Source organism: Nocardia sp. NPDC005825, from assembly GCF_040630175.1.
In the GTDB taxonomy this organism is placed as follows: Bacteria; Actinomycetota; Actinomycetes; order Mycobacteriales; family Mycobacteriaceae; genus Nocardia.
This window is the reverse complement of record NZ_JBEXXC010000002.1, coordinates 718,427-743,778: the sequence shown is the minus strand read 5'-3', so window position 1 is coordinate 743,778 and position 25,352 is coordinate 718,427. Positions and strand designations below refer to the sequence as shown.

The 25,352-nt window shown below is 70.6% G+C and carries 12 protein-coding genes; all 12 read right to left on the bottom strand.

Annotation, left to right across the window (positions count from 1 at the left end; genetic code table 11):
* Nucleotides 1-152: 152 nt before the first annotated feature.
* From ABZ382_RS08045 to ABZ382_RS07990, 12 genes are read right to left on the bottom strand one after another with little or no spacing between them, the layout of a single operon-like run.
* A complete protein-coding gene (locus ABZ382_RS08045; protein ID WP_357085599.1) occupies nt 153-1,874 on the bottom strand; it encodes an ABC transporter ATP-binding protein in 1,722 nt (573 codons plus the stop codon).
* Nucleotides 1,871-3,613 (bottom strand): ABC transporter ATP-binding protein, encoded by a 1,743-nt coding sequence (locus ABZ382_RS08040; protein ID WP_357085598.1) that lies wholly within the window; start codon nt 3,611-3,613, stop codon nt 1,871-1,873. The genes ABZ382_RS08045 and ABZ382_RS08040 overlap by 4 nt, the downstream gene beginning before the upstream one ends.
* A gap of 13 nt (nt 3,614-3,626) precedes the next feature.
* A complete protein-coding gene (locus ABZ382_RS08035) occupies nt 3,627-3,860 on the bottom strand; it encodes a LuxR C-terminal-related transcriptional regulator (RefSeq protein ID WP_357085596.1) in 234 nt (77 codons plus the stop codon).
* A 24-nt stretch (nt 3,861-3,884) separates the two neighbouring features.
* On the bottom strand, nt 3,885-5,078 hold the full coding sequence (locus ABZ382_RS08030) for a thioester reductase domain-containing protein (protein ID WP_357085594.1): 1,194 nt from the start codon (nt 5,076-5,078) through the stop codon (nt 3,885-3,887).
* Between the two features lie 24 nt (nt 5,079-5,102).
* A complete protein-coding gene (locus tag ABZ382_RS08025; RefSeq protein WP_357085592.1) occupies nt 5,103-6,350 on the bottom strand; it encodes an aspartate aminotransferase family protein in 1,248 nt (415 codons plus the stop codon).
* A 10-nt stretch (nt 6,351-6,360) separates the two neighbouring features.
* The gene (locus ABZ382_RS08020; protein ID WP_357085591.1) at nt 6,361-6,762 is read right to left on the bottom strand and encodes an SRPBCC family protein; all 402 of its coding nucleotides are present in this window, start codon (nt 6,760-6,762) and stop codon (nt 6,361-6,363) included.
* A gap of 22 nt (nt 6,763-6,784) precedes the next feature.
* Nucleotides 6,785-8,572 (bottom strand): acyl-CoA dehydrogenase family protein, encoded by a 1,788-nt coding sequence (locus tag ABZ382_RS08015; protein ID WP_357085589.1) that lies wholly within the window; start codon nt 8,570-8,572, stop codon nt 6,785-6,787.
* Nucleotides 8,569-10,386, bottom strand: coding sequence for an acyl-CoA dehydrogenase family protein (locus ABZ382_RS08010; protein ID WP_357085587.1), 1,818 nt, complete (start codon nt 10,384-10,386; stop codon nt 8,569-8,571). The genes ABZ382_RS08015 and ABZ382_RS08010 overlap by 4 nt, the downstream gene beginning before the upstream one ends.
* Nucleotides 10,383-11,978 carry a PfaD family polyunsaturated fatty acid/polyketide biosynthesis protein gene (locus tag ABZ382_RS08005; protein ID WP_357085585.1) on the bottom strand — a complete coding sequence of 532 codons (1,596 nt, stop codon included), beginning with the start codon at nt 11,976-11,978 and terminating at the stop codon, nt 10,383-10,385. The genes ABZ382_RS08010 and ABZ382_RS08005 overlap by 4 nt, the downstream gene beginning before the upstream one ends.
* Nucleotides 11,975-18,991 carry a beta-ketoacyl synthase N-terminal-like domain-containing protein gene (locus tag ABZ382_RS08000; protein WP_357085583.1) on the bottom strand — a complete coding sequence of 2,339 codons (7,017 nt, stop codon included), beginning with the start codon at nt 18,989-18,991 and terminating at the stop codon, nt 11,975-11,977. The genes ABZ382_RS08005 and ABZ382_RS08000 overlap by 4 nt, the downstream gene beginning before the upstream one ends.
* A 31-nt stretch (nt 18,992-19,022) precedes the next feature.
* Nucleotides 19,023-25,031, bottom strand: coding sequence for an SDR family NAD(P)-dependent oxidoreductase (locus ABZ382_RS07995; RefSeq protein ID WP_357085581.1), 6,009 nt, complete (start codon nt 25,029-25,031; stop codon nt 19,023-19,025).
* Nucleotides 25,032-25,058: 27 nt separating this feature from the next.
* Nucleotides 25,059-25,340, bottom strand: a complete 282-nt coding sequence (locus ABZ382_RS07990) for an acyl carrier protein (RefSeq protein ID WP_357085580.1) — start codon at nt 25,338-25,340, stop codon at nt 25,059-25,061.
* Between the last annotated feature and the right edge of the window lie 12 nt (nt 25,341-25,352).

Here is a 25,352-nt window from a genome sequence, read left to right as displayed (position 1 = left end):
CCTGATTCCTCTTGTCGGATCAACGATGTCCGGAGCCGGAGACCGTCCAGCAACAACCTGTCCAGTCCGTACGGTAGCCCGGCGGCAGACAACCGGCACTCCGGCCGGGAGGCCGGAGTGCCGGGGCAAGGTCGGCGGCCGGAGCCTCGTGCTCAGGTCAGTGACCAGGTACGAGCTCGGTCGCGCTGTGTCCAGAACCGGGTGTACCGGCCGCCGGCGGCCAGAAGTTCGTCGTGAGTTCCGCGTTCGGCTATGGAGCCGTCATCCAGGAAGAGGATCTGGTCCGCGTGCATGACGGTGTGCAGGCGGTGGGCGATGACCAGTACGGTGCGGTCCGCGGTGAGGGCGGCCAGCGCGTCGTGGACCGCTCGCTCGTTCTCGGGGTCGAGGGCGGCGGTCGCCTCGTCGAGCAGGACGACGGGCGCGTTCTTCAGGATCGCGCGGGCGATGGAAACACGTTGCCGCTCACCGCCGGACAGGGTCGCACCGCCTTCGCCGACCCGGGTCGCCCAGCCATCGGGCAGGCGATCGACGATCTCGGTGACCCGCGCCGCCTCGGCCGCGGCCCGTACCTGCGCGGCGCTCGCACCGGCGCGACCCAGGCGGATGTTCTCCTCGATGGTGTCCTCGAACAGGTAGACGTCCTGGAATACCACCGAGATTCGCGACATCAGATCGACCCCGGCGATGGATCGGATATCGGCTCCCCCGAGCGTCACGCGGCCCGCGTCGACGTCCCAGAAGCGTCCGATCAGGCGGCTGACCGTGGTCTTCCCGGAACCGGAGGGGCCGACCAGCGCGGTCGTGGTGCCCTCGGGAATGGTGAACGACACGTCCTGCAGGACGGGCTTGTCGCCGTAGCCGAATTCGACGGACTCGAACCGGATCTCGTTGCCCGCGGGCGTCGCCGGAGAGAGCGGTTCGGGCAGGACGGGTTCGGCCAGCAGCGCCACGACGCGATCCAATGCGCCGCCCGCGGACTTCAATGTGGAGCCCAGCACCGCCAGTTCCGCGATGGGCTCGGTGAATCGGGCGGCGAGCACCAGCACGGCCAGCAGGGTGGCGACATCGAGGCCGCGGTCGAGCACGAGGTAGGCGCCGAGCGCGATGACGGTGGTGAAGGTCGCCTGCACGGCCACGCTCAGCCCGACCAATCCCGGTACCGCGGTGGCCAATACCCGCCGCGCCGCACGGTGATCGGTCTGGAGCGCGTCCTCGAGCAGCCCGTCGCCGGCGCCGCGTCCGAACACTCGGATCACCGGCTGCAATTGCGCGAATTCGACCACGCGGCCACCGGTCTCCGCGCGGGACGCGGCACGCGCGGCATCGGCACGGCCGCTGAGCGTGACGCTCCAGCGGTAGACGAGGACGATCAGCGGAACCGTCACAGTGACTGCGACGGCCAGACGCCAGTCGAATACATACAGCGCCACCACCACGGTCGCAGGAGTGACGACGGTGTTGACCAAGGGGCGCAACAGGTGCGCGGGCACGCCCATGATGTCCATGACGCTCTTGGTGGCCAGCTGACCGACCATCCCGACGCGGTCGGCGCCGAACCAGCCCAGGGGCAGCGAGGCCACCTTGTCGCCCAGGCGCGCGTGCAGGCCGCGCGACAACGCCGCACCCACCCGGACACCGAGCTGCAGACTCACGTAGTACTCGAACGCGTAGAGCACGAGAACGACCAGCAGGACGTACATCCACGGCCACAACACCGAGCCGGGATCCGATCCGAAGAGAGTCTTCAGGATCGGCACCAGCAGCGCGAACGCGATGCCCTGCAACACCGCGCCGATCACCAGCGCGGCGAGCATATGCCGCAGGGCCCCGCGGTGTTCGGGTCCGACGACCGTCAGCAGTTTCCGGATCATGCCCCGGTCCTCTCCTCGATGCGCTGGTACTCGGCCCACATGCGGGCGTATCGCCCACCGGCGTCGACCAATTCGGTGTGACGGCCGCGCTCGGCGATCGCGCCGTCCGCGAGCACGACGATCTGGTCGGCCCCGGTCACGGTGGACAGCCGATGCGCGATCATCAGCACGGTCTTGTCCGCGGTGAGGCGCGACATGGCGTCCTGCACGGCGGCCTCGGACTCCGGATCGGCGTAGGCGGCCGCCTCGTCCAGGACGACGATGGGGCTGTCCGCGAGCAGCGCCCGGGCGATCGAAATCCGTTGTGCCTGACCGCCCGACAGCCGGGCGTCCAGTCCGATGACCGAGTCGTATCCGCGCGGCAGCGCCTCGATCTCCTCGTGCATCGCGGCCGCCTTCGCCATGGCGATGACCTCGTCGCGGCTCGCGCCGGGCCGGGCCATGGCGATGTTCGCCGCGACGGTGTCACGCAGCAGGCGGACGTCCTGGAACACGAAGGCCACGCGCCGATAGAGCTCCTCGGCCGCGATCTCCCGCACGTCCACGCCGCCGATCGTGACCGTGCCCGCGCTCACGTCCCGGAACCGCGGCACCAGGGTCGCGAGCGTGCTCTTGCCCGCACCCGACGGTCCGACCAGCGCCGTCGTCGTGCCCGCGCGAAGCTCCAGATCGATACCGGCGAGCACCTCGACCTCACCGTCGTAGGAACAGCGCACACCCTCGAGCCGAACCGTGTTGTCCTCCGGCACACGGGGACTCGCCGGCACCGGCAGGACGTCGGCCTCGAGCGTCGCCCGGACCTGCTCGGCGGCCGTCTTCGCCAGACTCAGCTCATAGCTCGCGTAGAACAGCGACAGCACCGGAGCGGTCAGGCCGACGCCCAGCAGCGTGAACGGCAGCAGGTCGACCGCTGCGAGCCAGCCCCGGGTCACGAACACCGCGCCGCCGCCGAGCACCACCGTCAGCACCACCACCGGTGACAGCACCACCTCGGCAATGGTTTTCGACGTCAGCGTCGACCGCACCCACGCGGTGAAGAACGCGGCGAACTCCTCGGCCGCCCGGGCGTACCGCTCGTGGGCGCGACGGGTCTGTCCGAAGATCTTGACCACCGCGATCCCCTGGACGAATTCCACTGCCCGGCCGTTGATCTCACCCATGGCCCGCCCGTACTCGGGCATGCTCTTGCCGATCGCGGCCGCGGTGACCGAATACAGACCCAGCCCGATCGCCAGCGGCAGGACGGTCACCACCGTCATCCGCCAGTCGACCCAGATCAGGTAGGCCAGCGAGGTCACCGGAACCACCACGGCGGAGGTGATCTCGAGCATGGAGTGGGCCACCAGGTGGTGCATCGCCTCCACGTCGTCGGTGACGACCTTCTTCACGGTGCCCGAATTGCGCTCGGAGAACCAGGCCAGCGGCACCTCGCCGAGCCGCCGTACCAGACGCCGCCGAATGTCCAGCTGCAATTCGTTGTCGGCGAAATGGGTGATGCCGCCGGCGGTGAGCAGCAGGACGGTTCGAACCAGCAGCGCGACCACGGCGACCACCACCCATCGCCAGGCGTCGTGGGAGCGGTCCGCTCCGGTTCCCACCAGCACGCGCCCCAGCTCCGCGATCGCGATGAAGGGCACGACCCCGGCGGCGGCGCCGAGTCCCTGCGCCAGCACCGCGGTGCGCAACCGCCATCGGATCGGTCGCAGGAGCTCACTCAATGTCGAACTGTTCTGTGCCATCACCATTCCCTGTTCAGACGGCGGCGCGCATGCGCTCCGCGGCGTCGCAGAGCTCGTGCCGACTGTGAATGCCGAGCTTGTGGTAACTGCGCTGCAGGTGATTTTCGACGGTCCGGATGGAGATGAACAGTCGCTCGGCGATATCCCGGTTCGACATCCCCTGTGCCGCCAGGGCCACGATCCCACGCTCGCGGCGGGTGAGCGTCGCGGAATGATTGCTGTGAGTGGCGAACGATACGGTGGTCATCGAACTCTCCTGCTGCTCTGGGTCTTACGGCGCGGGCAGGAACCCGCGGCGGACGAAATAGTCCGTGTAGGTGGCGAACAACGTCGCGTCGATGGGCGGGCACGTGATGTCGGCGCCGTCGGGCCCCGCGCCGCGCAGGAATCCCCGCGTGATCTCGTCGGTGAACGGCGGCTGCTCTTCCTGCTCCATCAGCATGGTGGTGCGGATGAGCGGGAACATGGCATTGTCGACGTCGGCCGAGATCGCCTTCAGCCATTTGATGATGCTGACCTCCGCGAGGTCGTAGCCCGCCGCGGCGATGAAGCCCTGGATGGTGGCCGAGTCGATGGCCTCCGGACCGATCGCGTGGTAGCTGCCGCCCACCGCCTCGTCGCGCCGTGACACGGCCACGATGGCCGAGCACACGTAGTCGACGGGGACGAGGTTCATCTTCAGCCGGAACCTGCGCGGGTAGACCCCCGCCTGGATGGAGCCGATGACGAAGCGCCACACGAAGTCGTTGCGCTGGCACGCGCCCGACCGCGAATCGCCCCACACCTGGGTGGGCCGGTGCACCGTGACCGGGACGCCACGCTCGCGGGCGGCTTCGATCAGCTGCTCGGCGACCCACTTGCTCTTGGTGTACCCCAGCGGCATCCCCTCGGCGGGCCCGGTGGGGTGGGTCTCGCCGCGCGGAGTCACATTGTCCCCGGTCTGACCGCTGAAGACGCCGGTGGTCGAAACATGGTGCAGCGGAGCGCAAGCCGCACCCGCGAAACGCAGCACCTCGTGGATCCCGGTGACCGTCGACTTGCGCAGCCACTTGTAGGGCGTGAGGAAGTTGACCTTGGCCGCGGTGTGGTAGATCGCGTCCACCCGTCCGGCGAGATCCAGGTAGTCCGCCTCGGACAGCCCCAGCCGCGGCAGCGTGATGTCGCCGGGCACGAGCTCGACGCGAGTCAGGTCGACCTGGTCGGTCAGGTCGTAGGACGCCAGGTTGGCGCGCAGCCGCTCCCGGGCTTTGTCCACCGAGTCGGCCCGCACCAGGCAGTGCACCGTCAGGTCGGCCGCGACCAGTTCGCGCAGCAGGAACACGCCGAGGAAACCGGTGGCCCCGGTGAGCAATACCGACTTCGTCTGCGCTGCCGGGGTCTTCGCGGTGAAGCCCTGAATGTCGTCCGCGAGCACGGTGTCCTCGGCGAACTGCGCGGCGTCGCCTTCGATTTCGAGCGATGTCATGTCCATGCCTTCCCGTTGTGATGGCTACGCGACGGCGGCGCGCGCCTGTTCGATCGATCCGCGCAGCAGGAACAGCGCCTCGGCGATGTCCTCGGAGCTGGCCACGATCGGCGGAATGAGACGCAAGACCTCGGGACGGCTCAGGCAGGTCGAGACGATCAGCCCGCGCTGGGCCAGACCGACCTGCACCTCACCGACGAACTCGGCGGAGTGGAAGTCCATGCCCCACAACAGGCCTTGGCCGCGCACCTCGGTGACGACCTCGGAATGGTCGGCGGCGATCGCCGCCAGCCCGGCGGCCATCTCGGCACTGATCCGCACGCCGTCCTCGACGTGCTCCTCGATCGTCGCGAGGGCGGGAGCGATCGCCGCGGTGCACAGGGGATGTCCGGAGAACGTGGCCGTGTGCAGCACCGGATCGGCAGCGAGCGGCGCGTACAGCTCCTGCGAGCACACCAGAGCCGACACCGGCACGACACCGCCGCCGAGCGCCTTGCCGAGCAGGACCGCGTCGACCGGCAGCCCCGCCGCCATGGCGAGCGAACGTTCACCGCAGCGACGCAGCCCGACCTGGATCTCGTCGGCGATCACGAAGGCGCCGGCCGCTTTCGCGTCCGCGCACCACCGCGCGAGGATCTCCGGGTCGAGCGCGGTCACACCGTTCTCGCCCTGCACCGGTTCGAAGATCAGCGCCGCGACATCGGTCTCGGCGACGACGCGGGCGACCGCGTCGGCATCGGCCGGATCCACGTGGACCGACCCGATCAGCAGCGGGCCCAGGGTGCCCCGGAACCGTTCGTGGTGCGTCAGCGCCAGCGCGCCGAGGGTCTTGCCGTGATAGGAACCCCGCACGGCGATAACGGTTTTCCGGCCCGTGGCCAGGCGGGCGAGTTTCACCGCCGCCTCCACCGCGTCCGCGCCGCTACCGCCGAGGTACACCTTCGGCAGCGTGCCGCCGAGGTGCTCGACGATCGTCTCCGCGGCCTGTCCGGGCAGGGGGTTGAGCACCGAACGGGTGGAGGTGGGCATCAGGTCCAGCTGCCGGCGGACCGCGTCGACCACCGCGGCATTGCGGTGACCGAGCAGGGCGACCGCGTAGGAGCCGAAGTCCAGTGCCTCACGCCCGTCCGAGAGGGCGACCCGGCAGCCGTGGGCGGACGCCTCGACGGCGCCCTGCCCGGTGAACTTGCCGGCCAGCGCCATGGAGGGTGAGAAGTGCCGCTTCACCCGCTTGAAGGTGGCCTTGGCGTCACCGTTGGTGATGTCGCTCATCGCATGTCCCCTACTGCTCGGCGCGAGCCACGATGGACCCGGCGTAGCCTTCGAGCGCCTTGGCGATGGCGGGGTGGATCATCTCGGCCACCAGCGGCATCCCGATGTCGAACTCCACGCTCAGTTCCAGCTCGTTCGGGTGGACCTGCCAGTAGCCCTGGTATTCCGCGAGATCGCCGTCGAGCTGGCGGAATTCGATGCGGCGCTGGTCGGCGGAGATCACGTCCTCCTGCTCCCATTCCATTTCCGAGCCCTTGAGCTCGACCACCCAGCTGCTGGTGCGGCGCTCGCCTTCGTCGTCGAGGATCTCCACCTCGTTGACGCCGGTCATGTAGGCGGGGTAGGAGGCGCAATCGAGCAGCACGTCCCACAGCCGCTCGGGCCGGCACGACAGGGCGTGCCGTGAGGTCATCGAGTACACGTGTTCGTTCCGTTCATTCGTCGGATCCGGCTTCGCCGGATGCCTGGAGCTGGATCTGCCAGTGCGAGAAGAGCTTTCGCTCGCCGTGCAAGCGCAGGAGCACCTCGGTGACGTGATCGATCTCGTCCACGTCGGTGCAGGTCTCGGTGGGGTGGAAGGTGCGCCAGACCCGTTCCAGGCACAGCAGCAGAACCGCGCCGTCGGGGAACGGGTCCGCCAGCACCGCACCGGAATTGACGGTCAGGTGGATGATGGCCGCGGCGGCGTGCAGCGCGCAGTACTGCTCGGCCAGGCGGTACAGCTCGGCGGAGGGCCCGTAGGCGCGACCCAGTCGCTGTTGCAGCTCACGCTGGTCGGTGGCCAGCCGGTCGACCTCACCCAACAGCAGAGCGGCCAGGTCGGCGGACTGCTCGAACCACGCGCGCTGTTCGCCCTCGCGGGTCGCGGCCAGCGCGTTCAACTTCTCGATCGCCGCCGGCAGGGCCAGCAGCACGAGGTCACCGTCGCGGCAGAACAGCTGCTGCTGCGCGGGAACCCATTCGTCGAGCTTGGCGTCGATGTCGAACATGAGCGCGACCTTGGCCTCGGCGGCCGCGCGCTGTGCCGGTGTCGCGGTCGCGGCCCGGGTCAGGATCGTCTCCAGCTGCGCGCCGACGCTCTTGAGGTTCACCACGGTATTGCCGTCGGCGAACACCGAGACCAGGATGTCGCGCAGCATCTTCTGGAAGATGCCGTAGTGCGGGTGCTCACGCAGGTACAGGCGTGCGCCCAGCACCAGGGACAGTTGCGACAGGGTGCGTTCCAGCGAGGTCGGCACGAAGTACTTGACGATCGCGGAGAAGATGCCCGCTTGTTCCGGGCATGCCTGCAGGCCGCGCACGCCGCCCGTCGCGACAGCTTCGGCCAGCAGCAGGTCGGCGAAGCTCTCGGCGATCTGGCGGCGGGTGTAGGGAATCTGGGCGACCTTCTGCCCGAAGATCTCCCGGGTGACGATGAAGTCGCAGGTCACCCGGAGCGCGGTGTCCGCCGCGCCGAGGGCGATGCCGCTGATGGTGGTGCGGGCGACCTGAGCGCTCTTGAGCACCAGTTCCAGGCCCTGGCCTTCCGCGCCGATCCGGTGGCTCTCGGGCACGAACACCCCGTCGAGCTGGATCCCGCTGAGGTCCAGCGCACGCAATCCGTGCAGTCGCTCGTTGGGCACTTCCCGTACGGATCCGGCCGGGCACAAACGCTTTTCGACCGCGAACACCGACCAGTCGCCGGGCCCGCCGCGGGCACCGGTCCGGGCGTGCACGGTGACCACGTCGGCGAGGGTCGCCACGCCGATCAGCCACTTCTCGCCGGTGAGCAGATATCCGCCGTCGGTCTTGTCGGCCCGCATGTCGTTGGACAGCACGTCGCTGCCGTGATGCCGCTCGGACAGGCCCCAGGCCATCTTCGCGCCATTGTTGATCATCGAGACGAAGCGGGTGCGCTGGTCGTCGCTGCCGCCGATCCAGGTGGGCATGAACGCGAGGTCGGTCAGCATGAGCGCGCTGGCCGTGGTGGGGTCCCGGCGCGCGACCAGGCGCAGCAGCAGGAAGCCGGTCTCGACATCGCCTGCGCGCCCGCCCCATTCGGCGGGCAGGCAGTACTCGTGGACGGCCTGCCGCTGCAGTTCGCCGACCAGTTCGTGCGGGAACTCCTCGAGCTCGTCGTACCGCAGAATCCGCCGGAACGACAGCAGGGTCGCCGGGTCGTGAGGATCGCCGAGATGACGTTCGAGTCCCTCGGCGAGCGCGATATTGTGCTGAACGGTCATGCCAGCATCCGTCCTTTCTCGTCTTCCGGGCACGGACGGGGTCCGGCCAGCTGAATCGGCGCCACGGAGAACAGCCGCTGCTCGCGCCACAACCGCGATACCGTGCGGAACGCGCTGTCCGCCAAGGGCATCGGGAGCCGGGCCGAACGCTCCGAGGCCCGGTCCAGCAGCAGAGCCAGCGCGGCCGTCAGCCAGCCGACAGCTCCCGGTGGGCAGCCGTAGAGCGAGCGGTGGCGGTTGAACCACCACAGATGCACGCAGGACGCGCCCGCGTGCAGATAGGCGATCCGGGCGGCCAGATCCAGCTGTGCCGCACCGCGTTGGGCGGAGGGCTGCGCGGCGATCTGCCGAATGTCGGCCGTCGCCGAACGCAGGGCGGCCTCGAGCTGTTCGAGCTTCTCGAGCAGCAGTGCCGCATCGGCTTCGAGCACGCCGCGATCGAGCACGACGGGGTCGAGACCCGCCCGGACCTCGGCGAGGACGCGCGCCAGGTCGCCGGTCACCACATCGCGCCCCCGGGTATTGAGCGCCAGCCGCTCGAACTCCAGGGGCGGCAGCTCGCGGCCCAGATCGAAGGTGGCCGCGAGCAATTCGGGATCGCGGGCGACGTCCTTCGCGTCCGCGAAGCAGTTCAGCTGCATCGACACCAGGCGCAGGTTCGCCGAGGGGCTGGTGTCGAAGAACCGGACGGCGGCATTGTCGGCGCGCAGCACGTCGAAGGCCCCCGCGGGGCCTTCGCGCAGCACGCTGCGGGTGCCGAGGACGTCGGCGCACCGCGCGAACACCTCCTCGGACAGTCCGGTGAGGACCGTCTTCAGCGTCCCCGACCACAGGCTCTGTGTCTCCGGGAAGGTGTGCATCGCGCGCACGCACGCCACCGCGGCGGCGTCGCAGGCGATCAGGGCGGCGGCCGCCGTCCCGAGGTCGCGGCGGTTGGCGGGGTGATGATCGACCGGGCGATTCGCGACCACGTGGCCGCGGGCGAATCCGAGCGTGAGCCGCAGCGCGCTGTCGGCCCCCGCCAGATTGGCGGCCGTACTGGTGGCCCGGACGATCTGCATCGCCTTCATCGCCGTTTCCATTCCGCGGCCGAGCTGTCCGACCAGCGCGTCGGCGGCCACCGGCACCCGCACGAAATGGAATTCGGCGAAGTGCGCGCCGCGCATACCCGCGACGCGCTGGAAGCGGATCGAGGTGGTGGAATCCTGTTCCGGCGAGGGCAAGTCGAGTGGGTGCTCGAGCAGCACGGCGCTGAACGCCGCCGGACCGCGTCCTCCGGTGTGGCCGATCACCAGCGCCGCCTCGGCGCGGCGGCCGAAGCCGGTGAGCCACTTCGTGCCGTCCAGGCGCCACCCGGTGTCCGACGGCGTCAACGCGCAGGTATTGGCGAGCAGGTCGCTGCCGTGGTCGGGCTCGGAGAACGCGAATCCGATGGAGCCGCCGCCACGCAGGAGTTCGACCACCCGGGTCCGCTGCGCTGCCGAGCCGGCCAGGAGAACGCAGGTGGCAGCGGTGATATCGATCATCGTGGCGGGCATGATGGTCAGGTCGCGGCGGGCGGCCACCCGCACCAGCGCGAACATCTCGTCGTAGCGCACCAGGTCGCCGCCCGCCTCCGCCGGGACGTAGGCCAGCCGCAGGGCCGGTCCCGCCGCCTCGGTCAGCGCGTCGGGAAACGAACCCTGCTCGGCCCGGGCGACCATCGCGGCGAATCCGCACGCGTTGTCCGGGTCGGCCGGATCCCCGAGCGCGGCGTCCAGTTCCGCCGCGGCCGAATACAGCTGGGCGGGTGTGTGATCCGCGACCGCGGTCACAGCTCGCTCCCGCTCTGTTCGGCCGGCGCGGGACGGAAGTCGCCGCACCCGCGCGGCATCCGGACGCCGGCCAGCGCCAGCTGGTGCACCCGGGAGGTGAAGGCGGCGCCGTCCATCAGGTTGCGCGCGACATCGGCGACGCGGCGGTTCTCGGCGGCGGCCAGGTAGGAGCCGCGGACCCATTCGTTGAAGCTGCCCATCGCCGGTCCGCACCAGATCTGGTAGTCCAGGGCGCGATCGGCCTCGCCCACGACCGCCCAGCGCGAGGCCATGCCCAGATACCACCGGAAGATCAACGCCATCTTCCGCTTCGGGTCGTCGGCGGCCCGCGTCAACTGGTCGGGGTCACGCCGGGTGAAGTACTCGACGACGTCCTGCCACACCTCCTCGACGGTGCGGCGCAGGATCTGTCCCTCGAGCCGAGCCAGCTCGGTGGCGGGCAGGGCGTCCAGACCCGGATAGGCGCAATAGATCTCGTAGAGGCGCTTGGCCCGCATCGCGAACATGGTGCCCTTCTTCAGCACCTGCAGCTCGACGCCGAGTTCGAACATGTCCGCGGCCGGGGCCATGTCGACATCGGCGACCCCGGCCTGCGCGAGCACGTGCCGAACCTCGCTGGAGGTGCCCGCCTCCAGGCAGGACTGGTTCACCGAGCCGGTGACGATGTAGTCGGCGCCCATCGCGAAGGCCGCGGCCGCGGCGATTGGCGTCCCGATGCCACCGGCGGCCCCGATCCGGACATCCAGGGGCAGGCCCAGTTCGTGACGCAGCTGGTCGCGACGGCGAACCAGCGACGGGAACAGGGTGGTCAGCGGCCGGCGGTCGGTGTGGCCGCCGGAGTCGGCCTCGGCGGTGATGTCGTCGGCCAGCGGGACCAGCCGGGCCAGCTCGGCCTGTTCGGCGGTCACCAGACCGGCGGCGACCAGCTCGGCGATCATGGCCTCGGGGGCCGGGCGCATGAACTTCTCGGCGACCTCGGCGCGAGACACCTTGGCGATCACCCGATTTCCGGTGATCACCCAGCCGCCGGCGGCGCGCGACAGCCCGGCCACCCGGTAGCGGACGATGTTCGGGGTGATGTCCATGAAGGCCGACGCCTCGACGCAGCGGACTCCGTAGCGCAGGAACAGCTCCACCGCGGCGCGCTCGAGTTCGGCTTCGCTGGGGCTGTGAATCAGGTTGGCGGCGTAGGGAAGTCCCGGGATCTCCGCCGCGAAGCGCTGCAGGGCTTCCTCGACGCGCGAGGGCAGCAGACCGGCCGCGCCGAAGGAGCCGAGGTATCCGGCCCGCGCCAGGGCGATCACGTAGTCCTCGGAGGCGATGCCACCGGCCATCGCGCCGCCCATGTAGGCGTACCGCACGCCGTGGTGCGCCCGGAAGGACTGCGACCCGAGGCTTTCGGGAACCATCGGCCCGACGGCCGCGACGACGGCCGCGTCGTCGAGGGGACGGTGCGTGCTGAGCCCGACGCCCTCGGGCGTGCGGACCACGTAGACGGGCGACTCGAGGTCGGTGAGGGTGTCGTAGCAGCCCTCGACGGTGGTGTGGACAATCGGCTCGACGAAGTCGTCGGTTCCGAGGGTGATGCTCATCGTTCGTCCTCTCGACGGTTGTGCACCTCAACGGCGATGTCTGTGATCTCGTAGATGCGCATGCCCGGCTTCCAGACATTGGCGTCGGCGATGACCAGCGCCCGGCCGTCCTCGCGCCGGATTTCCTTGATGTGCAGGTCGAAGGTCATCGGACCCTCGGTCCGCAGGATCTGCCCGCGGTACTTCCAGGTCATCGGCACCCCGACCGGCATGGCGAAGACCGGGTCGTCGAACTCTCCGCCGAGCCCCGCCTCGATGGCGTAGACCTGCAGCGCCTGGATCAGCGCCTCCACGCCCAGCGAACCGGGCATGACCGGGTCGCGGTAGAAGTGGCACTCGAAATACCAGTCGTCGTGGTCGATGTCGCGGTGGCCGCGCAGGTACCCCTGCTCGTACTTGCCGCCGCTGGCGACGATGTCCACGGTGTCGACCATGCGCAGGTGGCCGTCGGCCAGCCGCAGGCCCGGCCGCGAGAACCAGTCGTCGGCGCCGCGCACCGCGAGGGTGCGAATCGCGCTGGGCGGCAGGCTGTCCTGCTGATCCAGCCAGGGTGCGACGTACTTGCCGCCGTCGAGGCCGATCTGGTTGGCCAGGGCGTCAGCGGTGTGATAGCCGAACATGGACTCGCCCTGGTAGAAGAGCTCGCCGTCGGCGAACAACTCGTAGCTGAACTTCTGCAGCGAGGTGCCGGGCATGATCTGGTTGAAGGTCATGCGGGTGTGCTGGCGAATCGTCTTGCCGCGCAGGTCGATCTGCTTGACGACACCGGCGGTGCCGTCCAGGTTGCGGATATTGAGCTCCTGCTCGGGCGTGGCCAGGGTGGCGCCCAGGTAGTAGCCGAGCAGAATGGCCGCCTGCAGCGAGGACTCCATGTACACGCAGTTCGGCATGCCGGGGAAGGCGTTCTCGTGGAAGTACCACGCTTCCGGCGGGCAGTCGTACTCGGTCTCCATGGTGGCCCCGGACTTCAAGTGGCCACGGACGCCGCCGAATCGCATGATCCGGTCCACGAAGCGGAAGTCCCCGTTGGGGATGTAGGGCGCCTTGCGGTCGGCGTAGATCTCGAATTCCGGCCCCATGGCCGTGGCCAGATCGCCCTTGGCGGCGTGGGCCAGGTGCAGCTCGTTGATGAACGCGGGTTCGCCGTGGGCGTTGCGCCGGCCGAGGAAGGCCGGGATGCCGCCGGTTTCGGGCCGGTAGGGGGTGCCGGGCTTCTCGCGGACCTGCACGCCGAAGTTCTGCATGCTGATCATGGCCTTGTCGCCGTCGTAGACGACGATGTCGGCGATGACGGTGGGGCGCGGCAGCATCGACAGCTTGGTGATCTCGACGTGATACCGGAGGCTGCGCTGGCGGGGCGTGATCTGCCCGCGCACCTTGACCTGCGTCTTCAGGCCCGGCACGGACTGGAACTCGCCGTCGGGGACCACCAGGTGCATGCCCAGGTACATGGCGTAGACCTGCAGCAGCTGCACGCCGCCCTCGGCGACCAGGGAACCGGCCAGCACCGGGTCACCCGGGAAGTGGCACTGGAAGTACCAGCCGTCGGGGTCGAGGTGCTTGACCGCACTCAGCTCACCGATGCCGCACGGGCCGCCGAGCCGGTCGATCACGGTGATCTCGTCGATCATGCGCAGCATCGAATCCGGCAGGCGCAGTGAGCGATTGCTGCCGTCGGCGGTCTGGTCCCACGCCGGGCCGAAGACCTCGGCGGGGCGGCCCTGGGCGAGCAGTTCCAGATCGGCGCCCGACAGCGCGGTCCGGTCGGTGCGCTCCAGCGGCTTGAACCAGGTGCGGCTCATCGCTTCTCGCCGCTTGCGGTCGGCCGCGCTTGTCACCACGCCGAGGGAGTTCTCCAGCTCCGCGGTGGAGAAGAAGCCCGCGCAGGCGTTGAGCAGCTCGAGGATGAGCACGCCGTCGGCGTAGCAGCGGTAGTTGAAGAAGAACAGCAGGCTGTCGCCGTTCCAGACGAAGCGCGCGATATTGATCTCGTAGCGCAGCGTCTGCCCCTCGCGCGGGAGGCCCCCGTGGAAGACCAGCTCACTGTCGAGCAGGCGGTAGACGCGCTCGCCCTTGTTCCGGAAGTCGATGCCCAGGTAGCTGATCAGCAGCAGGTCGCACTGGCCGGCTTCGATGGTGACCGCGCACGGCACCAGACCGTCCACCGAGTACCAGGCGCCGACCGGCACGTCGTATTCGGTGGTGATCGACGCGGGCTCGTAGACGCCCGGCGTGCCGTTGATCTCGGTGACGCGGGTGACGAAGTGGTAGGGCGGCTCGGGCAGTCGCACCCGCACCGGGTAGGTGTCGTACTCGGCGAAGTCGGGACCGAAGACGTTCACCACCTTGCCGGAGGCGAACTCCAGCAACTGCGCCTCGTCCCACACCACCGGTCGGGCGGGCACATCCGGCACAGGCGGAAGGGGCGCGTCCGGCACGGCCGGAGGCACCGGTCCGCGGCTCGCCTCGAGGGCGTCGAGACTGGCCAGCGCCAGGGCGTTCTGCAGGCGCAGGAAGGATTCGTGCGCGTCGGAGACGCTGACCCGCATGGGCGCGATTACTCGGCTGCGCGCGGCGACCGCCTGCGGGGCGGCGATGGCCGGCTGCGGACGGCCGGTCGCCGGCTGCGGCTCGATCATGGCCGGCTGGACCTGGATCGCCGGGGCGGCAGGGGTCGCGGCGAGCTCGGCGGGACGACGGGACGGTAGATACACGAACGGTTCTCCCTCGATGACGATGGCATCCGGTTCGACGGTGATCGGAAGCAGAATCTGGACCTCGGCCTCGAAGGCGCGACGTGTGTTCGCCTCGGCCAGAACGGGTTCGGCCCGCTCGCGGACCCGCTGGACCAGCGATTCGCCGCCGCAGGTGACCGCGGCGCGGAAGGCGGGCCGGGCCGGGGCGGACTCGGCGGGGAACAGGCGGTCGAGGCGCACCTCGACCCCGTGGCTCACCAGCCGGGCCAGGGCGGCGCACACCGACTGCCCGGTGGACATGCCGCGGCGGTCCACCGAGACGGCGACGTGCGGACGGTCCCCGAGGGTGTCGCCGATCCAGCGGGTGCACGTCGCTCCCGGGCCGACCTCGATGAACACCCGGAAGCCGCGGTCGTAGGCGGTGTCGGTGAGGCGGGCGAAATCGACGGTGGTGCACAGGGTGTCGGCGATGCGGCGGGAGATGGTCGCGCGGTCCGACACCTCGACCAGTCCGTAGTCGAAGCTCGACAGCAACTCCAGGTCCGGTCCGGGCGCGCCCAGCGGGTGGTCGTTGAGGGAGGCGAACTCGGCGAACTCGGATTCCACCACGGCGCAGTGCATGACGTGGTTCGCGGGCGCTTTGGCGGACTTGCAGTCCAGCCGGGCGATGAGCTCGCGGACCTGCTCGGGGAAACCCGCCACGACCACTTCGCGCGGAGTGTTGATGTGGGTCAGGTGGACCCGGTCCAGGCCCGCCATCGCCGCACGCACCCGCTCGGCGTCGGCGAGCAGCACCTGGGTGGTCCATACTTCGCGGTCGGGCATGGAATCCGGCAGCTCCCACGCCGACCGGATGAGGCGTTTGGGTCCGCGCAGCTGGTCGATGAACAACGGCGAGCGGGTCAGCGCGACGTCGTCGCGGACGGCGGCGTCCCACACGTCCATGGCGAAGAGCATGCTGCTCTCCCCCAGGCTGTAGCCGAAGCCGCCGTGCGGGCGAATGCCCAAGGCGTCGCGCAACATCCGAGTAGCCAGTACGGCGGCGTTGGTGCCCAGGGCGAGCATGGTCGGGATCGACTCGATGAGTTCGCCCTCGTGCCGCATCAGGGCGGCGCGGTCGACACCGAGCGGGGCGGTCGGGAACAGCGCGGCATGCTTGTACTCGGCCCAGGGTGTGCGGGCGTCGCGCTCGAACTCCGAGAGCAGGCCCGGGAAGAGGGTGAACAGCTCGCGGCCCGCGCCGGGGTAGGCGGTGAAGGCGCCCGGGTAGACGAAGGCGATCCGGCCATCGGCCCCGGCCGGGCGCGGCGTGCAGTAGCTGCCCGCGGGCGTCGTCCAATCCCGCTCTGCCGCGATCGTTTCCGGCAGGTGCTTGACGGCCGCCGACAGCTCGCGGCGCAGCGCCGTCGCATCCGCGGCGACGATGGCCGCGACATAGCGTCCGCGACGGTCGGCCGTCGCCTGCTGCCGGGCCAGGTCCAGCGGGGTGGTCCCGGCGTCGAGCGCGTCCAGGCACGCCTGGGCGGCCGTGGCCAGGTCCCGGCCGCTGTCGCCGGACAGCCGCACCAGCAGTGGCGCGACCGAACCCGACCAGTCGAGGGTGTCGACCGGGGGGCGAGCGGGCGCGGCGGACAGGATGATGTGCGCGGCGGCCGCGCCGTCGACCGCGTGCACGGCGGCGACCAGGCGGTCCTCGACCCGGCGGCCCAGCCACGGGACGGGCCCGTCGAGCAGCCGCAGTGCGGAACCGGTGAATCCCGCTGTCGCGTCGGCCGTCTCGCCGATTCCGGCGGCGGCGGGCGGCAGCTCGCGGTGCCGCAGGCTCAGCGCCGCGGCGACCACGCCCACCAGCACGCTCGCCTGCTGGGTGTCGCCCACCAGCGGCGGGTGACCGGCCAGTGCGCAGCCGGGGACCTCGGCGCCCCGGTCGGGGTAGAGCCGGGCGAGCTCGCCGAGCCGTTCGGCATCGAGGTCGGCGGCCAGTTCCAGATAGCCGATGTCGTCCAGCGTCAGGTCGTGGGCGGTGAGCGCCGAGCGCACCTTGTCGGCCAGCGATTCCGGACCGGCGGCATCGGTCACCACCGCGTCGATGGTGAGCGGGGAGTCCGCCGCCGCCCGGGTGAGTACCACGGCCGCCGCGCCATCGCCCAGCACCGGGCGGACGCCGTCGGCGAGAGCCGTTCGCACGAGGGTGTTCTCGTAGCCGGCGGCCAGCTCGACACCGCCGACGAGCACGGCCTCCACGCTCGGATCGAGCAGCAGCAGGGACGCGATCTCGAGCGCGCGGGCGCCGCCGGTGGCATCGGCCGACACCGTGAAGGCCGGACCGGTGAAGTCGTGCGCGGAGGCGATGCGCGCCGCCATGACATTGCCGATGTAGCTCAGCACCTCGTTGGCGCCGATCGGGTCGTGCACGCCGGCGCGGACCGCGGCCTCGAGCCGGTCGAGCTCGTCGGCGGTGAGATCCAGTCCGGTGCGGGCGCATTCGGACCGCACGTGCGCGCCGATGTCGAAGCGGGCGCGGTGCGCGTGCGAACGCGGCTCCATCTCCATGGCGATCACCACGCCGATGCGGCGTTCGGTGCGGTCCTTGGCGGAGGTGGCGGCGAGTCCGGCCTCGGCCAGCGCCTCGTCGGCGGCCTCGAACAGCAGCAGGTGCTGCGGGTTGGCCTGGGCGAGTTCGGCGGGCGGCATGCGGTAGCCCCGCACGTCCACCTCGACGGAGTCGACGTACCCGGCGTCGGAGTCCGCGTCGAGTTCGGTGATCCGGAGCGATTCCGCTCCGTACCAGCGGGTTTCGGGGCGCGTCAGGAGCGCGGTACGTCCCGCGCGGCGGGCCCGGCGCAGGGCGGGCACACCGGCGACCTCGCCCACCCGGACGCCGAGGCCGCTGATCGCCATCCGGATCGGCTGCGGCGTGGCGCTGTCCGAGGCGGTGATCTCCGAGGCGGCGGACACCGCGTCGGTCAGCACCAGGTGAGCGTTGGTGCCGCCGAAGCCGAAGGCGGACACACCCGCTCGGCGCCCTCGCTCACCGGTGCCGGGCCACGGCTGGTTGGCCGTCACGAGCCGGTCGGCCGCGTGCTCCGCGCCGGTGGGCCGGATCGGCTCGGTGGCGGTCGGCGTGGCGGGAATGACGCCGTGCCGCATGGCCAGGATCGCCTTGAGGACACTGGTGAATCCGGCGACGGTGAGCAGGTGGCCCACATTGCCCTTCACCGATCCGAGTAGCGGCACCCGGTCCGCGCCGAAGAATTCGGTGAGCCCGCGCAGTTCGATCGGATCGCCGACCGGGGTGCCGGTCGCGTGACATTCGATGTAGTCGACGGTCTCGGGGTCCACGCCCGCGCCGTACGCCTGCCGGTAGGTGGCGAGTTGGCCGGAGATATTGGGCACCAGCGGATGTGCGCCGGCGCCGTCGTTGCCGAGGGCGATGGATTCCACCACCGCGTGGACGCGGTCGCCGTCGCGCACCGCGTCGGCGAGCCGCTTGAGCACCAGCACGCCCGCGCCCTGGCCGGTGACGATGCCGGTGGACGCCGAATCGAAGGGCTGGCTGACACCATTGCCCGGGTAGGCGTGCAGGTCGCTGAAGGACAGGTGGATCAGCAGCGGATCCGGGGCGCACACCGCGCCGGCGAGGACCACGTCGGCCGCGCCGGTGGCCAGGTAGTCGCGGGCCAGGCTCATGCTGTACAGCGCGGAGGAGCAGGCGGCGTCCAGCGCCAGGCGCGGACCGCCCAGGCCGAGCGCGTCGCTCAGCACGGTGGCGGGCAGCCCGGACGGCCACAGCGACCGCACCGGCGCGTCGGGCTGCCACGCCCGGGACTCGCTGTCCGGCAAGGGAAGTCCGGCCAGTCGCAGTCCCCGGCTGACGCCGGTGCGGAACATCGGCAGGCACAGCCCGACCGATTGCTCCGTGGGGAAGGAGTAGTTGCCGAGGACGAGTCCGGTGCGGGCGAGCGCCGGATCGTCCTCGGCGATCCCGGCATCGGCCAGAGCCTGCCGGATCGCATACAGCGGCCATCGGACCACCGCGCCGAGGCCCTCGAGGGTCTGCGCGTCGATGCGCAGGCCGTCGTGGTCCATTTCGGGTTCGGTCACGAAACCACCACGCACGGAGGTGATTCCGTGGGTCTCGTCACCCCACGCGCCCGGCGTGGCCGGGTCCGCGCCGAAGGTGTCGGCGGTGCCCGCCCGGCGCAGGTCGGCGCCGGCGAGCAGGTTGTCCCAGAACTGCTGGGGCGTGTTCGCGCCCGGGAGCAGGCAGCCGATGCCGACGATGGCGATCGGCGTACCGCTGTATGTGTCCGACATGGATGTCACACTGTCCGATCCGATTGATCCGTCAGGAATGGAATTTCGCGCCCAGAGCGGCGTCCGCCACCAACTGCACCGCCTCGAAGCGCAACAGCACGCGGCCGTCGCGAGCGCAGGCGGTGACCGTGCCTCTGGCCACTGAACCGCTCATCTGGAGGGCATCCACGACCACCAGGAATTCACCCGTCCCGGGCAGGGCGTCGTACACCTCGATCGCGCCGATCGCCGTCGGCAGGCTGTTCAGCCCGACGGTCCGATGCACCTGCACCAGTGCCGCTTGCAGCAGCAGATCGGCCGATTCCGGGGAGTACTGCCCCGCGGCGAATTCGCCTGCGCCGAGCCGCGACTCGACCGCACGGCACACCGCCACCAACCGCCCGTCCGCCGCCGCCACCGTGCCGGTGATCGCGGCCAGGGCCGGCCCGTGGAACAGCACGCCGTCGGTGTAGGCCGTGACCGGTTCGACGACGCTCAGATCGGGCAGGGTGAGAACCGGTGCGGCGCCGGCCGGTTCCGCCGGCGCCTGGGCGCGGAAGCGCGGGCGGCCGGTCGAGTCGGTGACCAGCACCTGCTCTCCCGTGACCGCCAGGTCCAGGTGCCGCGGCGCGTCCTCGTCGAGTACCACGCCCTTCAGGACCGAGAAGTCGGTCAGGCGGGTGGCCGGGACGCCGCGCAGACGCTGCGCCGCGCCCAGGATCGCACCCACCGCCGCAGTCGCCGGCAGCACCGGGATGCCGCCGATGGCGTGGTCGGCCAGCACCTCGTCGCCCGCCAGACCGGTCAGCGGCAACCGCAGTACCGTTGTCCCACTCGCGATCTCCCGCGGCGGCTTCGCCGACAGCGGCTGATTCGGCCCGACCACGACCACCACGTCGTGGGAGCGGGCCGCGCTGAACTGCTCGGCGAAGAAGTCCACGCCTGTCGGCAGCGGAATCAATGTGACACCGCGTTCGGCGAACATCCGCTCCAGCTCCGGAGTCACCATGCCGCCCGCCCAGGCGCCCCAGTTCACCGAGGTGACGCGGGTGGCCGGAAGGCGGTTGCGCAGGGCGGCGGCGACGCGGTTGAGCGCCTCGTTCGCACTGGCGTAGCTGGACTGCCCACGGTTGCCGAAGAATCCGGCGATCGAGGAGAACAGCACCACATGGTTCAGGCGGTCGGTACCGATGGCGTCCAGCACCGAGCGCAACCCGGCCAGTTTGGTCGCCAGCACCGGGCCGACGTCAGCGCTGCGCTGATCGACGATCGCCTTGTCCGCGAGCACGCCCGCACCGTGCACCAGGCCGGTGATCCGGTCCCGGTGCGGCGCCAGCGCGGCCGCGGTCGCCGCGGGGTCGGTCACGTCCACGGCCAGGTACTCCGCGGTCGCGCCGGTCGCCCGGACGGCCGCGAGGGTTTCCCGGATCTCCCGGCCCGCGATGAGCCCGCGGTAGACCCGCTCCACGTCGCGCGGCGTCGGCTTGGCGCCCGCCGCCCGCAGCTCGCCCACGATGGCGCCCTTGAGCGCGCCCTCGGGAACGCCTGCGGCCCAAGCGGGTTCGTCGTCGAGGGCACTGCGGCCCAGCAGCAGCAGACCGCTGCGGTAGCGCCGGGCCAGGCCGATGGCGCACGCCGCGGTGACGCCGCGGCCACCACCGGTGACCACCAGCAGATCCGCCGCCGTGGGCTCGGCGACCGAATCACCCTGCGGGAGCAGGGGGTCGGTGCCGTCCTCGACGGTCGCGGCCAGCGTGCGGCGGCTCAGGTCCGCCGCCACGCCGACCTCGACGGCCGAGGTGTCCGCGTCGGTGATCTCCGCGATCAGCTGGGCCACCGCCTGCGCGCCGGTGAGTTCCGGGCTCAGGTCGACGGCGCGGCAGAACAGCGAAGGCGCTTCGATCGCCAGGGTTTTCACCAGGCCCGGCAGTCCGCCGAGGAGTCCGGCGGCATCGCTGCCGCCGGACAGGCCCAGCAGTCCATCGATCCGGCTGACCGTCACGAAGGCCGCGCGTCCGTGTGCCGCGGTCCGTTCCAGCGGGCGCTGCACGGAAGCCGCCGTCAACAGCGCGGATTCGAGGGTCACGATGGACTCCGACCATCCGGCCGGGGCATCCGGAGCCAGGAACAGCACCAGATCCACCCGATCCGCCGGCGCCTCCGTGCCACGCTGCACGGTCCAGCCCGCCGCCTCGAGGGCGGCGGAGATCGGTGCGGTCAGGGCGCTGCCGTCGCCGGCGACCAGCGCCACCGGCTGCTCGGCGTACGCCCCGACCAGAGTGAGGACAGAAGGAATCTCGACAAGGCGCGCCTGCATCCGGCCAATCCGGGACGCGCCGTCAGCTTTTGGGAGAACCGCCTCCGCCCCGTTGGCACCGGCGAGCGCGCCGCTGATGAAGGTGACGATGCCACCCAGGGTCCGCAGCTCACCCATCTGCTCGGGTCCGGCCTGCGGGCTGTCGGGGAAGCGCTCCTGCAGCGCGCCCATGATCTCGACTCGCTTGATGGAGTCGATGCCGAGGTCGGCCTCGACGTCCATGTCCATGTCGAGCATGTCGGTCGGGTAACCGGTCTTCTCGGCCACGACCTCCAGCAGGGCCTGCTGGACGACCTCGGTGGGGTCACCGGCGGGGGCGGCGGCCGGGGCGGGCGCCGGAGCGACGGCGACGGGAGCGGGGGCCGGGGCGGCCGGAACCGCCGGAGCGGCAACCGGAGCGGCGGGGGCAGCGACCGGAGCGGCCGGGGCGACGACGGCGACCGGCTGCGCGACGGCGACCGGCTGCGCGACCGGGGCGGGCGCGGGAGCGGCGATGGCCTGGGTGTGGGCGGACTGACCCACGTTCAGCTCGGGACGCGGCAGGCGCTCGACCGGGCGGCGCACGGCCGGGGCGACACCGCCCATGCCGGCCTCGAGGTACGCGAAGCCCAGCAGCACCTCGCTGGCCTGGCTGTGCGCCTGGCCGATCGCGACGCTGTGGTCGCTGACCGAGGCCAGACCGGCGACGGTGCGGTCGGTCAGGTTGCCCTGCAGCGCGTCGTATTCCAGGATGCCGCTGAGCCTTTCGGCCACCCGCAGCTGGCTGCTCAGGTACTCGCGGTGCAGCGCGAGGTGGTCGCCCGCCATGGTGTCGGATCCAGTCGCCACCGGCGCCGCGGCCGGAGCCGGGGTGCCGCGGCCATTCCCGTTGCCGTTCCCCGGGGCCGGGGCCGGAGCGGCCTCCGGCCGGGGCACCTGATAGCCGTTCTCGAGAGCGTCCCGATAAGCGCCGCGGCGCTCCTCGGAGACGTAGTTGATGCCGTTCAACGGAATCCTCATTCCTTTGGTTTCGAGTACATCGGGGGCTGTGACGCTGTAGCGGTTGAATCCGGCCAGCGGCAGGCCCAGGACCGCGAGGCGGGCCGCGAGCTGCTTGAGCGAGCGGTCGCCGTCGCTGGCGGGGCCGGCGTCCGCGGCCAGCACCACGACGTCGTCGCGGTCGGCCAGGATCTTGCGCACCAGTCCGGAAAGCACTGACTTGGGACCGAATTCGACGAACACCCGGTACCCGGCCTCGTACATCTCGAGCACGCGCGGCGCGAACGAGACCGGCTGCGACAGCTGCTCGACCAGGACCGATCGGTTGCGGTCGAGATCGGCGCCGTACTCCGCGCCGGCGGTATTCGCGAACACCGGGATCGAGGGGGCGGCGCAGACCGCCTGGGCCACCGCGGCGCGGAAGGCCGAGACGCCGTGTGCGACATAGGAGGTGTGGAACGCCGCCGACACCGGCAGCAGGCTCGCGCCCAGGCCGAGCCGGTCGGCCTCCTCGGCGAAGGCGCGCACCGCGTCGGTGCCGCCGCCCACGACGGTCTGCTCGGGGGCATTGAGGTTGCAGATCACCACATCCGGGTGGGCCGCCAGCAGCTCGGTGAGCTGTTCGGCGCCACAGCGCAGCGCCGCCATGGCGCCCCGGTCGGACGCGCCCTCGGGCAGCTGGGCCATGGCCAGGCCGCGAGCCCGGGCCAGGCGGTGGAAGGTGTCCTCGTCCAGCGCGCCGGCCGCCCACAGGGCGGTGAGCTCACCGAAGCTGTGTCCCAGGGTGCCTTCGGCGTCGAAACCCAGTTCCAGCAGGTACCGGTACTGGCCGGAGGACAGCGCGCCGATCGCGGGCTGGGCGAAGTCCGTGCGGCGCAACGCCTCTTCCTGGCCCGCGGCCGTCTCGGGGTCGAAGGGCTGCGGCGGGTAGATCACCCGGCTCAGCGGCTCGGCGGGCTCCGAGATCCGGCTGGCGGCGTCGAGGGTGGCACGCACCGGCGGCACGGCCAGCGCGGTCCGCGCGCCCATGCCGACGTACTGACTGCCCTGACCGGCGAACAGCGCGGCGACCTTGCCGGGCACCGCGGCCCGGCGGCGGTACCAGGCGCCGCCCGGCAGCTCGAAGGCGTCGGCGTCGGGCTCGGTGCGCAACCGCTCGATCGCCTTGTCCCGCAGCGTGTTCAGCTCGGCCCGGTCACGCGCGACCACCGCCAGGCGGGCCTGCCCGGCCTCGATCGGCGCTTCCGGATCGCCACCCGACGGCTGCGCCGCGACCGCGGCCAGCAGTGCCTCGGCGTCGGCGCCCTGCCACACGTGCACCCGGTAGTCGCGGTGCAGCGCACGGGCATCCGCACCGGCCGGGTCGTATTCCTCGAGCACGCAGTGGAAATTGGTGCCACCGAAGCCGAACGACGAGATCGCCGCCCGGCGCAGGTCGCGATTCGGCTCGAGCAGCCAGGGCCGGGTCGAGGTGTTCACCCAGAACGGCGAGTTCGGGAAGTCGACGGACTCCTTGGGCTGCTCGACATTGATCGTCGGCGGCAGCACCTTCTGGTGCAGCGCCATCGAGAGCTTGATCAGCCCCGCCGCGCCGGCCGCGGCCTTGGTGTGGCCGATCTGCGATTTGACGCTGCCGACCGCGCAGAACTGCTTGTCGTCGCTCGCGTCGACGAAAACCTCACGCAGCGCCGACAATTCGGTCACATCGCCGACCGCGGTGCCGGTGCCGTGGCATTCCACCAGACCGACCTGCTCCGGGCCGAATCCGGCGTCGTCGTACGCGCGCTTCAGCGCGACGATCTGGCCTTCCTTGCGCGGGGCGTAGATGCTCTTGAAACGCCCGTCGCTGGAACTGCCGATCCCGCGCAGCACCGAATAGACGCGGTCGCCGTCGCGTTCGGCGTCTTCGAGCCGCTTGAGGGCCAGCATGCCCATGCCCTCGCCGATCATGGTGCCGTCCGACTTCTCGTCGAACGGGCGGATCATGCCGGACTTGGACAGCGCGGGGGTCTTGCTGAAGCACAGGTACATCAGGATGGTGTTCTCGGCGTCACAGCCACCGCTGATCATCAGATCGGCACGGCCGGACACCAATTCGGCCGCCGCCATGTGCACGGCGGCCAGCGAACTCGCGCACGCCGCGTCGACGGTGCAGTTGGTGCCACCGAGGTCGAAACGGTTGGCGATGCGGCCGGCGACGACATTGCCGAGCATGCCCGGGAAGGAGTTCTCCTCCCAAGGCGCGAAGGCCTTCACGAACTTCGCGGAGATCTCCTCGGCGTCCTGGTCGCTGAGCCCGCAGCTGCGCACGACCTCTTTCAGGACCGGCGTCTGCAGGCGCGTGGCCAGCGGCTGGGTGAGCGAATTCGCGCCGGTGATACCGAGAATCACGCCGGTGCGGCTCGGGTCGTACCAGGTCGAGTCGGTGGCGCCGGCGTCGGCGAGGGTCTGCTTGGCGACGACCAGGCTCAGCAGCTGCAGGACGTCGGTGACCTCCAGCTGGTTCGGCGGCAGGCCGAATTCGAGCGGGTTGAAGTCGATCGTCGGAATGAATCCGCCGCGCTTGACGTAGGTCTTGTCCGGCGCGCTGGGATCCGGGTCGTAGTAGTCCTCGATCCGCCAATGCGATTCCGGCACATCCTCGATGCAGTCTGCGGCCTCGACCACATTCGACCAGAATTCCGAGAGGTCGGCGGAACGCGGATACAACGCGCCCAGGCCGACGATGGCGATCGGCGTATCGCCGAGCTTCGTCCGATTGTCCATTGCACTATTCCTTGGCTGGAGCGTCGGTCAGGCCGCCGCGAGGCGGTCCTTCTCGGCGACGATGTAGCGGGCGAGTTCGGCGATGGTCGGGTGGTACCACAGCGCGGTGGTCTCCAGCTCGAAACCGAGCCAGGACTCCAGCTCGTTGCCCAGCACCAGGGCCTCGGTCGAATCCAGGCCGAAGGAATCGAAGAAATCGTCGAAGGAGATCTCGGACGGCTCTGCCTGCAATTTGAAGGCAATCTTCTCGGCCAGCCAGTCCTGAACCTGCTCGACGGTGAGATCGGGGGTGTCAACCTTGTCGGTCATGATCAAACTCCA

Coding starts and splice junctions, on each gene's coding strand:
- ABZ382_RS08045 (WP_357085599.1), bottom strand. CDS start 1,874: ATGATCCGGAAACTGCTGACGGTCGTCGGACCCGAACACCGCGGGGCC.
- ABZ382_RS08040 (WP_357085598.1), bottom strand. CDS start 3,613: ATGGCACAGAACAGTTCGACATTGAGTGAGCTCCTGCGACCGATCCGA.
- ABZ382_RS08035 (WP_357085596.1), bottom strand. CDS start 3,860: ATGACCACCGTATCGTTCGCCACTCACAGCAATCATTCCGCGACGCTC.
- ABZ382_RS08030 (WP_357085594.1), bottom strand. CDS start 5,078: ATGACATCGCTCGAAATCGAAGGCGACGCCGCGCAGTTCGCCGAGGAC.
- ABZ382_RS08025 (WP_357085592.1), bottom strand. CDS start 6,350: ATGAGCGACATCACCAACGGTGACGCCAAGGCCACCTTCAAGCGGGTG.
- ABZ382_RS08020 (WP_357085591.1), bottom strand. CDS start 6,762: ATGACCTCACGGCACGCCCTGTCGTGCCGGCCCGAGCGGCTGTGGGAC.
- ABZ382_RS08015 (WP_357085589.1), bottom strand. CDS start 8,572: ATGACCGTTCAGCACAATATCGCGCTCGCCGAGGGACTCGAACGTCAT.
- ABZ382_RS08005 (WP_357085585.1), bottom strand. CDS start 11,978: ATGAGCATCACCCTCGGAACCGACGACTTCGTCGAGCCGATTGTCCAC.
- ABZ382_RS08000 (WP_357085583.1), bottom strand. CDS start 18,991: ATGTCGGACACATACAGCGGTACGCCGATCGCCATCGTCGGCATCGGC.
- ABZ382_RS07995 (WP_357085581.1), bottom strand. CDS start 25,031: ATGGACAATCGGACGAAGCTCGGCGATACGCCGATCGCCATCGTCGGC.
- ABZ382_RS07990 (WP_357085580.1), bottom strand. CDS start 25,340: ATGACCGACAAGGTTGACACCCCCGATCTCACCGTCGAGCAGGTTCAG.